This is a genomic window from Notoacmeibacter ruber (assembly GCF_003668555.1).
Classification (GTDB): domain Bacteria; phylum Pseudomonadota; class Alphaproteobacteria; order Rhizobiales; family Rhizobiaceae; genus Notoacmeibacter; species Notoacmeibacter ruber.
Map to the genome: position 1 here is coordinate 1,257,170 of NZ_RCWN01000001.1, position 14,193 is coordinate 1,271,362.

Below are 14,193 nucleotides of genomic sequence, written 5' to 3' on the forward strand. Positions count from 1 at the left end.
AAGGATAGGAACATGGCACAGAACCGCAGGGACGATCGCCGCGACCGCGATGAGCGCGACAGCGAATTCGTCGACAAGCTCGTTCATATCAATCGTGTCGCCAAGGTCGTGAAGGGTGGTCGCCGTTTTGGCTTCGCCGCTCTCGTCGTCGTCGGCGACCAGAAGGGCCGCGTCGGCTTCGGGCATGGCAAGGCCCGTGAAGTGCCGGAAGCGATCCGCAAGGCAACGGAAAGCGCCAAGCGCGATCTGATTTTCGTGCCGCTTCGTGATGGCCGTACGCTTCACCATGACGTCAAGGGCCGTCACGGCGCTGGCAAGGTTGTTCTGCGTACCGCGAAGCCGGGTACCGGTATCATTGCGGGCGGCCCGATGCGCGCCGTTTTCGAGACTCTTGGTATTCACGACGTGGTTGCCAAGTCGCTTGGTACATCCAACCCCTACAACATGATCCGCGCCACCTTTGATGCTCTGAAGAACCAGATGCACCCGAAGGACGTCGCAGCTGCCCGCGGCATCAAATATGCTGAGCTTCAGGCTCGACGCATCGATACCGCCCGGGCCGAGGAAAGCAGCGTGACGGAGGAAGCTCATGGCTGACAAGATCACCGTCGAGCAGATCGGAAGCCCGATCCGCCGTTCGAAGGATCAGCGCGCAACGCTGGCTGGTCTCGGTCTTAACAAGATGCATCGCCGTCGCGAGCTGGAAGATACGCCGGCTGTGCGCGGCATGATCGCCAAGGTCTCCCACCTTGTCCGCATCGTGGACGGAGAGTGAGGATAATAAAATGAAACTCAACGAACTTTCTCCGAAAGAAGGCTCGGTCAAGGATCGCACCCGCGTTGGTCGCGGTATCGGCTCGGGCAAGGGCAAGACCGGCGGTCGTGGCGTCAAGGGTCAGAAGTCCCGTTCCGGTGTTTCCGTCGCCGGCTTCGAGGGCGGCCAGATGCCGATCTATCGTCGCCTGCCGAAGCGCGGCTTCAACAATGTCTTCGCCAAAGACTATAATGAAGTCTCCGTTGAACGCATTCAGAAGGCCATCGACGCCGGCAAGCTCGACAAGGGCGCAACCGTTGACCTTGATGCGCTGGTCCAGGCTGGCATTGTCCGCCGCAAGAGGGATGGTGTTCGCCTGCTCGGCAATGGTGAGATCAAGGATGGCGTGACGTTCGAAGTGAACTACGCCACCAAGAGCGCGGCCGAAAAGGTCGAAAAGGCGGGTGGCTCGGTGAAGCTCATCGCACCCAAAACGAAAACCGCCGAATAAGTTCGGTGGGGCCGCTTCCGAGAAGGGAGCGGCCCTTTCCTTTTTATGGATGGTTGCCCCGCCGCGCTTGCGCTATCGCCCTGCGCGGCTTATTTCGGGCGCGCAACCGACTCTTCTATCCGGAACGTCGCATCGCTGACCGGCTCGCCGCATGGCTCGACCGGATCCGACCCCGAGGACTTTCATGGCATCTGCAGCAGAACAGCTCGCCTCCAATCTGAATTTTTCCGCGTTTGCCAAGGCGGAAGATCTCAAGAAACGCCTTTGGTTCACCCTGGGCGCCTTACTGGTCTATCGCTTCGGCACTTTCGTGCCGATGCCGGGCATCAACCCGGATGCCTTCGCGCAAGCCTTCCAGCAGCAGTCCGGCGGCGTCCTCGGCATGTTCAACATGTTCTCGGGCGGCGCGGTCCAGCGCATGGCTATCTTCGCTCTCGGGATCATGCCCTACATTTCGGCGTCGATTATCGTGCAATTGATGACGAGCGTCATTCCCTCGCTGGAAGCGCTCAAGAAGGAAGGCGAGCAGGGCCGGAAGGTCATCAACCAGTACACGCGCTACGGCACTGTATTGCTCGGCACCATTCAGGCCTACGGCATCGCCGTCGGTCTCGAGGGCGGCAACAATATCGTGATCGATCCGGGCTGGTTCTTCCGCATCTCAACCGTCATCACGCTTGTCGGCGGCACGATGTTTCTGATGTGGCTGGGTGAACAGATTACCGCACGCGGTATCGGTAACGGCATCTCGCTGATTATCTTTTCGGGTATTGTCGCAGGCTTGCCAGGGGCAATCGGCGGGACGCTGGAACTCGGCCGCACCGGTGCGCTGTCGACGGGTATCATTCTCGCGATCATCGCCCTGGCCGTGATCGTCATCGCGGTGATCGTCTTCTTCGAGCGCGCGCAGCGGCGGCTTCTGATCCAGTATCCGAAGCGCCAGGTGGGCAACCGGATGTTCCAGGGCGACACGTCTCACCTTCCGCTGAAGCTCAACACCGCGGGCGTTATTCCGCCGATCTTCGCGTCTTCGCTTCTGTTGCTGCCGGCAACCGTTGCAGGGTTCGCACAGAGCGAAAACATGCCCTCTTGGGCGGCGCCAATTCTGGCTGCATTGGGTCACGGGCAGCCGATCTATATGGCGCTCTACGCCTTCATGATCGCGTTCTTCGCGTTCTTCTACACTGCCATCGTCTTCAATCCGAAGGATACGGCCGACCAGTTGAAGAAGCACTCAGGCTTCATTCCCGGCTATCGTCCCGGCGAACGCACCGCGGATTATATCGACTACGTGCTCACCCGTATCACCTTCATCGGGGCGATCTATCTGGTCGTGATCTGTCTATTACCCGAATTTCTCATTTCGGCGACGGGCGTTCCGTTCTATCTCGGCGGCACCTCGCTGCTGATCGTGGTCTCGGTGACGCTTGATACGGTTGCACAGGTTCAGGGGCACCTCATTGCCCATCAATATGAGGGGCTCATCAAGAAATCGAAGCTCCGGGGAGGAAAGAGGGGCCGATGAGACTTATTCTTCTAGGACCGCCGGGCGCCGGCAAGGGAACGCAGGCGCAACGGCTGGTAAAACTCTACGATATACCGCAGCTCTCGACGGGCGACATGTTGCGCGCCGCCGTTCAGGAGGGAACGGAAGTCGGCCGTCGTGCGAAAGCCGTGATGGACGCGGGAGAGCTGGTTTCCGACGACATCGTCAACCAGATCGTGTCGGACAGGCTGGACCAGGCAGACTGTCAGAATGGTTTTATTCTTGACGGCTACCCGCGCACTTTGGCGCAGGCCGACTGCGTCGAGGAGATGCTGGCGGAGAAGGAAATGCCGCTTGACGCCGTTGTCGAGCTTCGCGTCGACGATGACGCTTTGATCGATCGCGTCTCTGGCCGTTTCACCTGCGCAAGCTGTGGCGCCGTCTATCACGATACGCAGAAACCGCCCCAGACCGAGGGTGTTTGCGATGTCTGCGGTTCGACCGAGTTCAAGCGGCGAGCGGATGACAACGCTGAAACCATGCGCACCCGTTTGCGGGCTTATTACAAGGAAACCGCGCCATTGGTTGGCTATTACCATGCCAAGGGCCTCCTCCGTCCGGTCGATGGCATGGGGGAAATCGATGAAGTCACGGCCGCTGTTCAGTCCGTTCTCGACGACTAAAGGCTGATCGCAACAAGAAGTCCGGTATCCGATCATTGGAGTCAGGCGGCGGGGTTGACATTGATCTTCACCTCCGCTACCGCCCGTTCGTCCTCCCGGAAAAGGAAATGGATGTGCCCCGTCGGGGCTTTTCGTCATTTCCGGTCGGGGAACCTGCAGGGGCCGGGCTCCACCGGACGCGGGTCAATACAATGCGCCGGCTAGGCCGGCCCAAATGGAGAAGTAAAGATGGCCCGTATCGCCGGCGTCAACATTCCGACGAACAAGCGCGTTGTCATCGCGCTGCAGTACATTCATGGCATTGGCGCGAAGTTCGCCCAGGATATCGTGGAGAAGGCGGGTATTCCTGCCGAGCGGCGTGTGTCCGAACTGACCGACGCTGAAGTGCTGCAGATCCGCGAAACAATCGACCGCGACTATCAGGTGGAAGGCGATCTTCGCCGAGAAACCGCGATGAACATCAAGCGCCTTATGGACCTTGGTGCCTACCGTGGCCTGCGCCACCGCCGCAACCTGCCGGTTCGCGGCCAGCGCACGCACACCAATGCCCGCACACGCAAGGGGCCGGCCAAGGCCATCGCAGGCAAGAAGAAGTAATTTTGCGTCCTTATCGGCCGTGATCGTCTTCAGGGCGGTCGCGGTCGTTCTGACGCGAGGTGTAGCCGCCGGCATTACGGCGGCGATGATATCGACTGAAAGGAACTGAAATGGCGAAAGAAGCCGCCCGCGTACGCCGCCGCGAACGCAAGAATATCTCGTCGGGTGTCGCGCATGTGAATTCGACGTTCAACAATACGATGATCACCATCACCGATGCGCAGGGCAACACCATTGCCTGGTCGAGCGCTGGCGCGCAGGGCTTCAAGGGCTCGCGCAAGTCTACGCCGTTCGCTGCGCAGATTGCTGCGGAAGATTGCGCCAAGAAGGCGATGGATCACGGCATGAACACGCTGGAAGTCGAAGTCCGTGGTCCTGGTTCCGGCCGTGAGTCGGCGCTTCGCGCGCTTCAGGCTGCTGGCTTCACGATCACCTCGATCCGTGATGTAACGCCGATCCCGCACAACGGTGTCCGCGCCAAGAAGAAGCGCCGCGTCTGATCCGTTTCCGCCATTGGCTGCCGGCAGTTCCGGTGGTCGACAACCGTTTCCTCCCAGCCTGCCACGATTGGATGGTGGCGGCACACTGAAGGAAGACAACCGAATGATCCAGAAAAACTGGCAGGAACTGATCAAGCCGAACAAGATCGAAGTCGGATCCAAAAAGGGCAATGTGACGACGCTCGTCGCCGAGCCCCTGGAACGCGGCTTTGGTCTGACGCTCGGCAATGCACTGCGCCGTGTCCTGCTGTCGTCGCTTCGCGGCGCAGCCGTGACCGCCGTCCAGATCGATGGTGTCCTGCATGAATTTTCGTCGGTCGCCGGCGTCCGTGAGGACGTGACCGACGTGATCCTCAACATCAAGGAAATCGCCATCAAGATGGATGGCGAGGGTCCCAAGCGCATGGTTGTGCGCAAGGCAGGCCCCGGCGTCGTGACCGCTGGCGATATCCAGACGGTCGGTGATGTCGAGATCCTCAATCCCGATCATGTCATCTGCACCCTCGACCGCGACGCGGAAGTGCGGATGGAATTCACCGTCGATAATGGCAAAGGCTACGAGCCGGCTGATCGCAACCGTTCTGAAGACAGCCCGATCGGGTTGATCCTCGTCGATGCGCTGTTCTCGCCGGTCCGCAAGGTCTCCTACAAGGTCGAGAACACCCGCGAAGGTCAGGTTCTCGATTATGACAAGCTCACGCTGACCATCGAAACCGATGGCTCGATCTCCGGCGAGGATGCCGTGGCTTATGCCGCCCGCATCATCCAGGATCAGCTGTCCATCTTCGTCAACTTTGAAGAGCCGCAGCGTGAAAACGCGACCGAGCAGGCCAGCGAGCTGGCCTTCAACCCGGCGCTGCTCAAGAAGGTGGACGAGTTGGAACTGTCGGTTCGTTCGGCCAACTGCCTGAAGAACGACAACATCGTCTACATTGGCGACCTCATTCAGAAGACCGAAGCGGAGATGCTCCGTACGCCGAACTTCGGCCGTAAGTCGCTGAACGAGATCAAGGAAGTTCTCGCCTCCATGGGCCTGCACCTCGGTATGGAAGTGCCGGATTGGCCTCCGGAGAATATCGATGAACTGGCCAAGCGCTACGAAGACCAATACTGAGGCGCGAACGCGTCCTCTCGATCGAAACGAAAGGAACAGGCTCATGCGTCACGGTAACCGGGGCCGGAAATTCAACCGCACACACGAGCATCGCAAGGCGATGTTCGCCAATATGGCTGCTTCGCTGATCACGCACGAGCAGATCGTCACGACTTTGCCGAAGGCGAAAGACCTTCGTCCGATCGTCGAGAAGCTCGTCACGCTCGGCAAGCGCGGCGATCAGCACGCTCGTCGCATGGTCGCGTCGCAGATTCAGGATGAGGCAGCTGCCAAGCGTCTCTTCGATGAAGTCGCGCCTCGTTATGCGGAGCGCAATGGCGGCTACCTTCGCATCATGAAGGCCGGCTTCCGTCATGGCGACAATGCGCCGATGGCGGTGATCGAGTTCGTCGATCGCGATGTCGATGCCAAGGGCAAGGCCGATCGCGAACGTATGGAAGCGGAAGCCGAGCTTGAGGGTGAAGAGGCTTAAGCCTCAATCCACCAGAAAATCGATTAAGGGTCGGCTTTGCGCCGGCCCTTTTTTCTTTTGCGCCAGCGCTTGTCATCCCTTCACCACGCTCGCCGCATATCGGAAACTGCTGGGCAGCAGAGGGAAAAGAAGAATGATTCGCCGTCGCCATCTTGTTTTGATTGCAGGACTTGCAGTGGGTGCCGTCACGGCTGCAACCGCCGAGGAAAAGCCGCTCGACACTTTGCTCGGTCAGTTGCGCGGAGGAGGTGGACCAAACTCCGTCGAGCGCCAGGTTCCCTCGAGCGCGGATGAGGTCAGGATGTCATATGCGCCTCTCGTTCGCGAGACGGCGCCAGCGGTGGTCAACGTCTATGCGACGAAGATGGCTCGTGCGCAGCGCTCGCCCTTCGAGGGCGACCCGTTCTTCGATCAGTTTTTCCGGCGCAGCCCGCGTCGCTCGCTCCGCCGCTCCTCATCTCTCGGTTCGGGCGTCATCGTCGACTCGTCCGGACTTGTGGTCACAAACAATCATGTCATCGAAGGCGCGGACGAAGTCCGCATCGCCCTGCATGACGGCCGCGAGCTGGAAGCGGAGGTTATGTTGCGCGACGAGAGCGTCGACCTTGCAATTCTGAAAGTGGAGAACGGCGAAGCTCTCCCGTTCCTTTCTTTCGCGGATAGCGATTCAATGGAGGTCGGTGACCTCGTCCTGGCGATCGGCAATCCGTTCGGGGTCGGCCAGACGGTAACCAGCGGTATCGTTTCGGCTCTGGCACGAAACCACGTGGGCGTTTCCGATTTCAACTTCTTCATTCAGACCGACGCTGCGATCAATCCGGGCAATTCGGGTGGTGCCCTTGTCGATATGGAAGGGCGGCTCGCCGGCATCAACACGGCGATCTACTCTCGCTCGGGCGGCTCGAACGGTATCGGGTTCTCTATCCCGGCAAATATGGTCCGCGCGTTTCTGGCAGCGGCCAAGGCGGGAGAGACGCGTTTTGAGCGTCCTTGGCTTGGCGCTGCGTTTTCGCCCATTACGAGGGACATTGCCGAGGCGCTCGGCCTGGATCGGCCACGCGGCGTTCTCGTGGCAGAGGTTATTGCAAACAGTCCGGCAGAGGTTGGGGATCTTCGTGCGGGCGATGCGATACTCGCGATGGACGGCCGCCCGATCGAGCATCCGGACGCTCTGGGATATCGTCTTGCCACCCATCCGATAGGCGAGCCGGCCACGTTTAGGGTGCTGCGTGATGGCGAGGAGATCGATGTGGTCTGCACACCCACCCGCGCCCCCGACCTGTCATCAAACGCCATCCTGCTGGAGGGGCAACAGCCATTGGCGGGTGCGAACGTTGCCGATCTGACGACGGCACTCTCGCAGCGCATGAATCTGAAGGGCAGGCCATCGAGCGGCGCAGTGATCGTCGAGGTATCTCCCGGCTCCATTGCCGAGAGCTATGGTTTTCGCACGGGCGACGCGATTGTCGAACTGAATGGCAGCCGCATCGACGATGCGACCACCCTGCAGCGTCTCGTTTCCGAAGGGGCGCGATTCTGGCGTATCGCGCTAGTGCGCGAAGGGCGCACATTCCGCCAGATGTTCAGCTTCTGACGTTCCAATGGCTGATCTTTTCGGACCCACCACGGACGACGCAACGCCTGAAAGAGAGCAAGCCGGGCAGGGCACCGCGGTGAACCGTCCTCTTGCCGATCGGCTCAGGCCCACTCGCTTGTCCGAGGTCGTTGGCCAGAACCATCTAACCGGCGACGATGGCGCTCTTACACGCATGCTGCGGTCGGGCACATTGGGCTCGATGATCTTCTGGGGACCGCCGGGAACGGGAAAAACGACAGTTGCCCGATTGCTCGCCGGTCAGACCGATCTGTCCTTCGAGCAGATATCGGCGATCTTTTCAGGCGTTGCAGAGCTGAAAAAGGTTTTCGAGGCCGCTCGGATGCGGTGGTCGCAAGGGCGACAGACCCTGCTGTTCGTCGACGAGATTCATCGTTTTAATCGCGCGCAGCAAGACAGCTTTCTGCCGGTTATGGAAAACGGTACCGTTATTCTTGTTGGTGCCACCACCGAAAATCCGAGTTTCGAACTCAACGCCGCCTTGCTTTCGCGCGCCAGGGTCCTGACGTTTCGTTCGCTGGATGGCGAGGATATCGAGGCACTTCTGGCGAAGGCGGAAGAAACGGATGAGAAAAAGCTGCCGCTCGATGACGAAGCCCGCGCCGTTCTCATTCGCATGGCGGATGGTGACGGCCGTGCTGCATTGACGCTGGCGGAAGAGGTCTGGCGTTCGGCCAAGAGTGGGGAAACGCTGGACGCGGAAGAGCTCCAATCGATTCTTCAGCGCCGCGCACCGGTCTACGACAAGAGCCAGGACGGCCACTACAATCTGATATCAGCATTGCATAAGGCTGTCCGGGGCTCCGATCCCGACGCGGCACTCTACTATCTTTGCCGAATGCTCGATGCGGGCGAGCACCCTCTCTATCTTGGACGAAGGCTCGTCCGTATGGCGAGCGAAGACATCGGTCTTGCCGATCCTCAGGCGCTCGTGATCGCAAACGCGGCCAAGGACGCCTATGATTATCTGGGAAGTCCGGAAGGGGAACTGGCCTTGGCGGAAGCCACGGTCTATCTCGCGACAGCGCCGAAATCCAACGCGGTCTACACAGCCTATAAGGCCGCTATGCGGAGCGCCAAGGAGAACGGGTCTCTCCTGCCACCCCGCCATATCCTGAACGCTCCGACAAAGCTCATGAAGGAGGAGGGGTATAGCGAGGGCTATCGCTATGACCACGATGAGCCGGATGCCTTTTCAAGTCAGGACTACTTTCCCGAGAAGATGGGTCGACGGGATTTTTACCGGCCCGTCGACCGTGGTTTCGAGCGCGAGATTGGCAAACGACTGGAGTATTGGAGCAAGCTCCGCCGCGACCGCGGAAACGGCTGACCATTGGCGCTTTGGCGCTCGATCGCGGGTTCCACTTCCGACGGATCGGCCTGAAAACCACCCGCTGCGAGGAGAGCGGCGAACCGGCCACCTTCCGCGGCCAGCACGTCGTAACTGCCGCGCTCTACGATCCGCCCGTCCTCGATCACGAGAATCAGGTCGGCATTGCGGATGGTCGAGAGACGGTGAGCGACGACAAAGGTCGTCCGGCCCTGCCGAAGCTGGTTCAGTGCGATCTGCACCTTGCTCTCTGTCTCGACATCGAGCGCACTGGTGGCTTCATCCAGAACAAGAATGGGCGCATTCTTGAGCACCGCGCGTGCAATGGCGATCCGCTGACGTTCGCCGCCCGACAGACATGCGCCGCGATCACCGGCCGCAGCATCGTATCCGCCATCCTTGCATTCGATGAAGCTCGCCGCTGACGCGGTGTGCGCAGCCTTGGCAATCTCGTCCCGGCTGGCAGGTTCGCGTCCAACGCGGATATTTTCTTCGATGGTCCGGTTCAGGATTGAGGGGTCCTGGAAGACGGTGGCGATATTGCGTCTGAGCGACTCGCGCGAGACGTCACTGATATCGGTCCCGTCGATCGTGATCCGGCCCTCCTGAGGTGTCTGAACGGCCTGAAGAAGATTGATGATCGTGCTTTTGCCGGAACCCGTCGGTCCGACCAGCGCAACCGTCTGTCCCGGCAGAACGGAAAACGCGATATCGGAAACGCCGCAATGGGACGAGGGGTACTGAAACGAGACGTTTTCGAACCGGACAGCGCCGCTCACGGCGCCCAACGCGGGCTTGCTGCACATGCGTGGCTCTCCGCCCGCCTCATTCTCCAGCCGAAAGAACTCCTGAAGCTTGGCGCGGCTGTCGTGCAGTTGCGTCAGGAAGCCTGTGATCTGATCGAGCCGGGAAATGAGCAGACCAGCAAATCCGGTGAAGGCGATCACATCGCCGATGGCAAGCTCGCCGCGGCTGACGAGAAGACTTCCGATCAGCAGCACGACAGCCATGGAAAGAGTGGAAGCCAGGCGGTTGAGGGTCGCGGCCAGGGCCCACCAGTTGAGGACCGGATATTGTTCGTCGAGCAGGCGGTGAGCAAAAATCCGGAGCGTATTCGTTTCAGTGGCAATCCGGTTATAGCTTTGCAGAACACCGACATTGCTGATCGTATCGGTCACGTGGCCGAACACATGATGGTTGGACTGCTCCAGTGCGCGTTGCCCGTGCTCGGTCTTCTGCATGACGAAGCGGCTCGTCATCGCATACGCCGCGGCGAGACCGAACAGGACGACACTCAGACGCCAGTCCATGGCTAGGGCCGTCGGGACGAGAAAGACCAGTGCCACAACGGTGGATAGATGCGCGCGCATGAAATCCAGCCAAAGGGCGAACAGCGTATCGACGCCCCGCAGCACGGTGTGAAGAACGCGCGAACTGCCTGTCTGCTGATGGTAGGCCAGCGGCAGCCGCATGACATGCTCATAGCTCTCCAGAAGCACCTGCATTTTGTGCTTGTTGGCGAGCCGGTCGCCGGCGAGGGCAACCAGGATGAAAGCGACGATGTTAAAGGCGCCGATCGCCAGCCAAATGACGAGATTGGTCGTGATCGACCCGTCTCCTGCAATGGCATCGAATACGCGGCCCAGGAGGACCGGCTCGTAAACGGCAATGGCGGCGAGCGCTACGTTTGCAGCGCAGATGACAGCCACCTTCTTCTTCTCAGGCAAAAGATAACGGATCGCTCTGAGATAAAGGGAAAAGACGGTGGAGGGGAAAACTGACTCGGAATAATTCAAACTCGAAATGCCCGCACAATGTGTTGCGCCGCCGCATGAAATCGGCAGCCTGCACCACGCTTCGTTTAGCGTCTCGAACTCCGTCCTCGAACGAAACGCTCGCGTGATGATGTAATGCCTTGGCGCGAAATGGGTTTCCGCGATAGATTGACGCTCGAAGATGAATTGTGATGAGGGTGTGGCGATTATGATGCGCTGCAAAATCATCCACTGGATGCAGATGTTTTCTCAAACGATTGAATCCACAATCGTATAGAGATCGCATAATATACCTTGAGCGGTGGGGTTCAGACGCTTTCTACGATTTGCTATGCAAAATTCACGCGACCACCATTCCCTAATTGCATGGCTCTTGTTGCAAGCTGTTGAACATATTTAAAAAAGTGAGATGGGGACGGACAACATGCAGGGAACCTTGGCCGTCATGATTGGCGGGGCCCTTGGAGCGGGTTTGCGCCATTTGGTCGGAATAGGCACCTTCCGCCTTTTCGGTTCCGGTTTTCCCTATGGGACCCTGACCGTAAACGTGGTCGGTTCTTTTCTCATGGGTCTGTTGGTGAGTTGGCTTCTGCCACGTCTACCCGGCGCGGAATGGCGTCTTTTTCTGGCGACGGGGCTGCTCGGCGGTTTTACCACGTTCTCTTCCTTCAGTCTCGATGTTGCGACCCTTTGGGAGAGAGGCGCTTCAGGTCTGACCGCGTTTTACGTTGCAGCAAGCGTTGTCGCATCGATCCTCGCAATCTTTGCGGGGCTGGCCTTGGGACGCATGGCCGGTTAGAGCGGACGCAGTACGGCGATATCCGCCACCAACACTTGAATGACAGGGTTTCCATGGCTGGCGTGGAACAGATTACCGTCGATCACGACGAGGCAGGCATGCGTGTGGACCGGTGGTTCAAGGCCCACTATCCGGGCCTCGGGTTCGGCGCGCTGCAGAAATTGCTCCGAAGCGGACAGGTGCGTGTCGATGGTGGCCGCGTCAAATCGGATACGAGGCTACAGGCGGGGCAATCTGTTCGTGTTCCGCCACTTGCCACCGACCGTAAGTCGAATGCGCCCCTGACGCATAAAACGATGAGGGACCGCGCCGATGGGGATCTCCTCTCCTCCATGCTGCTTTATGAAGACAAGAAGGTTCTCGTCTTCAACAAGCCTGCAAGCCTGGCCGTCCAGGGCGGGTCCGGCATCATGCGGTCTGTCGATTCCATGCTGGAGGCATGGCGGAACCAGAAAGGCGAAAAGCCCCGTCTGGTCCATCGGCTGGACCGTGATACATCCGGCGTGCTTGTCGTAGCGCGGACGCGAGGCGCGGCGCAGAAGCTGACGGGTGCTTTCCGTGAAAGGACGACCCGGAAAACCTATTGGGCTCTCGTCAAAGGTCTGCCCAAGCCCCTGGCCGGACGGATTTCGACATGGATGATCAAGGAGCAGACGCCGGATGGCGACCGGATGCGTAATGTTCGCCAGAGCAAGGAGGCGGACCACGCCATCTCGACCTACAAGGTCATCGAGCATGTCGGACAGGAACTCGCATGGGTTCGCATGGAACCGGAGACCGGCCGTACACACCAGCTTCGTGTCCATGCGCTGCATATGGGCCATCCCATTATCGGCGATCCGAAATATTTCGAGGCGGATCAGAACTGGGAATTTCCCGGTGGCATCCAGAACAAGCTGCACCTTCATGCCCGCCGGATCCGTATTCCGCATCCGGACGGAGGGATGGTCGACGTCACAGCGCCGCTACCACCGCACATGATCCAGAGCTGGAATTTGCTGGGCTTCGATGAGGGAACGGCCGAAAAGGTCGAGGAATCCGAAGAATGAAACTCGTCCTTTTCGATTGCGACGGGACGCTTGTTGACGGCGCCGGGCTCATTTGCGCCACGATGGATGAGACCTTCGCCGAACACGGCCTCTCACACCCCGATCAACTGGCGACCAGGGGGGTGATCGGCCGTAGCCTCGATCTGGCGATCGCCGAGTTGTTACCGGAGACCTATCAGCCGAACCTGCCCCAACTGGTCGAGCGCTACAAAAGCAACTATCGGCGCCTGCGCTTGGAAGGGGGCCACGTCGACCCCATTTATGATGGGATGGCCGAGCTCATAAGCGGGCTTGCGGATAGAGATGACGTGCTTCTCGGAATCGTTACTGGCAAGAGCCGCCGGGGTGTCGAAAGTGTTTTCGAGGCGCATGGATTCGGCCACAATTTCGTAACGGTGAGAACGGCGGACGACTGTCCGAGCAAGCCGCATCCCGCCATGGTCCTTGAGTGTTGCGCGGAAGTCGGTACGGACCCGACTGAGGCCATTGTGGTCGGCGATACGGTTTATGACATGGAGATGGCGGTTTCGGCGGGTGCCACCGCCATCGGTGTTGATTGGGGCTATGGCACGGTGGAGGATCTGCTGAGAACCGGCGCATTCGCAGTTCTGAGCCAGCCTTCCGAGCTGCTCGACCATTTGCCGCAGACGGTTTGAAGAAGAAAGGAGCGCGCTCATGCGCGACCAGCTGGAATCCATCGAACAGGGCAGCCGCCAGTTGGATACCGATCCGACGCAGAAGGCCCGCGAACAGATGCGCCGTCCGCTTCCCAAGCGGTTTTACAAGGAGGTCACGGTCGAAGAGGCCGATGACGTCTCCGCCTATGCCATTCTGCTGGACGGGCGGACGGTCAAGACGCCGGGACGAAAGGTCCTCGCATTCCCGACGCGCGCGCTTGCCGAGCTGATCGCGGCAGAATTTGCATCCCAGAAGGATGTTCTCGATCCGGCGGCAATGCCGGCTTTCCGGCTGGCTAACAGTGCGGTTGAAGCAGTCGCCGATAATGCAGAGGCGGTCGCGGGAGACCTTGTCCGTTTCGCTGGCTCAGACCTCCTGTGCTATCGCGCCGAGGGGCCTGCGGGACTGGTCGCCAACCAGCAGGAGAAATGGGATCCGCTACTGGCGTGGATATGCGAGGAGACGGGAGGCGCGTTCATCACCACAGGCGGCATCGTCTATGCCGAACAGCCGGAAGAGGCTCTGGCTGGCTTCGCGCGATATGTCGGCCGATACCGCGATGCTTTCCAGCTGGCGGCGATGCATTCCATGACCACATTGACGGGCTCCGTCTTCCTGGCCGTCGCGGTGGCCGAGGGGCGGATCACTCCGGAGGATGCCTGGACGGCGGCGCATGTCGATGAGGACTGGAATATTGCGCAATGGGGCGAGGACTTCGAGGCGAAGCGGATGAGGGAGGCACGCTGGACCGAGATGAAGGCGGCTGCTGAGCTTTTTCACGCCGTGCGCGCTTCGTAGAGATCATATGCGAGGCTGTTATCGATATGAAA

16 protein-coding genes are annotated in these 14,193 nt (G+C 59.8%); 15 read left to right on the forward strand and 1 reads right to left on the reverse strand.

Features of this window, described 5'->3' with window-relative positions:
- Window positions 1-12: 12 nt before the first annotated feature.
- The 11 genes from rpsE to D8780_RS06015 all read left to right on the forward strand — a co-directional run bounded on the left by rpsE (window position 13) and on the right by D8780_RS06015 (window position 9,062).
- Window positions 13-597 carry a 30S ribosomal protein S5 gene (gene rpsE, locus D8780_RS05965; protein WP_121644783.1) on the forward strand — a complete coding sequence of 195 codons (585 nt, stop codon included), beginning with the start codon at window positions 13-15 and terminating at the stop codon, window positions 595-597.
- A complete protein-coding gene (gene rpmD, locus D8780_RS05970) occupies window positions 590-775 on the forward strand; it encodes a 50S ribosomal protein L30 (protein ID WP_121644784.1) in 186 nt (61 codons plus the stop codon). Before rpsE ends, rpmD begins: the two co-directional genes overlap by 8 nt.
- Before the next feature lie 10 nt (window positions 776-785).
- Window positions 786-1,265, forward strand: coding sequence for a 50S ribosomal protein L15 (gene rplO / locus D8780_RS05975; RefSeq protein ID WP_121644785.1), 480 nt, complete (start codon window positions 786-788; stop codon window positions 1,263-1,265).
- 184 nt (window positions 1,266-1,449) lie between these two features.
- The gene (gene secY, locus D8780_RS05980; protein WP_121644786.1) at window positions 1,450-2,790 is read left to right on the forward strand and encodes a preprotein translocase subunit SecY; all 1,341 of its coding nucleotides are present in this window, start codon (window positions 1,450-1,452) and stop codon (window positions 2,788-2,790) included.
- Window positions 2,787-3,434, forward strand: coding sequence for an adenylate kinase (locus D8780_RS05985; protein WP_121644787.1), 648 nt, complete (start codon window positions 2,787-2,789; stop codon window positions 3,432-3,434). The genes secY and D8780_RS05985 overlap by 4 nt, the downstream gene beginning before the upstream one ends.
- A 228-nt stretch (window positions 3,435-3,662) precedes the next feature.
- A complete protein-coding gene (gene rpsM, locus D8780_RS05990; RefSeq protein WP_121644788.1) occupies window positions 3,663-4,031 on the forward strand; it encodes a 30S ribosomal protein S13 in 369 nt (122 codons plus the stop codon).
- Between the two features lie 110 nt (window positions 4,032-4,141).
- On the forward strand, window positions 4,142-4,531 hold the full coding sequence (gene rpsK / locus D8780_RS05995) for a 30S ribosomal protein S11 (protein WP_121644789.1): 390 nt from the start codon (window positions 4,142-4,144) through the stop codon (window positions 4,529-4,531).
- 103 nt (window positions 4,532-4,634) lie between these two features.
- Window positions 4,635-5,645, forward strand: a complete 1,011-nt coding sequence (locus D8780_RS06000; protein WP_121644790.1) for a DNA-directed RNA polymerase subunit alpha — start codon at window positions 4,635-4,637, stop codon at window positions 5,643-5,645.
- A 43-nt stretch (window positions 5,646-5,688) separates the two neighbouring features.
- On the forward strand, window positions 5,689-6,117 hold the full coding sequence (gene rplQ, locus D8780_RS06005; protein WP_121644791.1) for a 50S ribosomal protein L17: 429 nt from the start codon (window positions 5,689-5,691) through the stop codon (window positions 6,115-6,117).
- Between the two features lie 133 nt (window positions 6,118-6,250).
- Entirely contained in the window at window positions 6,251-7,711 is a 1,461-nt protein-coding gene (locus D8780_RS06010) for a Do family serine endopeptidase (protein ID WP_158598450.1), read from the forward strand.
- A gap of 7 nt (window positions 7,712-7,718) precedes the next feature.
- On the forward strand, window positions 7,719-9,062 hold the full coding sequence (locus D8780_RS06015; RefSeq protein WP_121644793.1) for a replication-associated recombination protein A: 1,344 nt from the start codon (window positions 7,719-7,721) through the stop codon (window positions 9,060-9,062).
- On the opposite strand, the gene D8780_RS06020 is transcribed toward D8780_RS06015, so the two are convergent.
- On the reverse strand, window positions 8,972-10,858 hold the full coding sequence (locus D8780_RS06020; RefSeq protein WP_425373621.1) for a glucan ABC transporter ATP-binding protein/ permease: 1,887 nt from the start codon (window positions 10,856-10,858) through the stop codon (window positions 8,972-8,974). The genes D8780_RS06015 and D8780_RS06020 overlap by 91 nt on opposite strands.
- A gap of 403 nt (window positions 10,859-11,261) precedes the next feature.
- On the opposite strand from D8780_RS06020, the gene crcB reads away from it, so the two are divergent.
- From crcB to D8780_RS06040, 4 genes are read left to right on the forward strand one after another with little or no spacing between them, the layout of a single operon-like run.
- Window positions 11,262-11,636 carry a fluoride efflux transporter CrcB gene (gene crcB / locus D8780_RS06025; RefSeq protein WP_121646401.1) on the forward strand — a complete coding sequence of 125 codons (375 nt, stop codon included), beginning with the start codon at window positions 11,262-11,264 and terminating at the stop codon, window positions 11,634-11,636.
- A 53-nt stretch (window positions 11,637-11,689) separates the two neighbouring features.
- Window positions 11,690-12,685: an RluA family pseudouridine synthase gene (locus tag D8780_RS06030; protein ID WP_121644795.1), complete on the forward strand. Its 996-nt coding sequence runs from the start codon at window positions 11,690-11,692 to the stop codon at window positions 12,683-12,685.
- Entirely contained in the window at window positions 12,682-13,341 is a 660-nt protein-coding gene (locus tag D8780_RS06035) for an HAD-IA family hydrolase (RefSeq protein ID WP_121644796.1), read from the forward strand. The genes D8780_RS06030 and D8780_RS06035 overlap by 4 nt, the downstream gene beginning before the upstream one ends.
- A gap of 19 nt (window positions 13,342-13,360) precedes the next feature.
- On the forward strand, window positions 13,361-14,161 hold the full coding sequence (locus tag D8780_RS06040; RefSeq protein ID WP_121644797.1) for an ATP12 family chaperone protein: 801 nt from the start codon (window positions 13,361-13,363) through the stop codon (window positions 14,159-14,161).
- Window positions 14,162-14,193 lie beyond the last annotated feature (32 nt).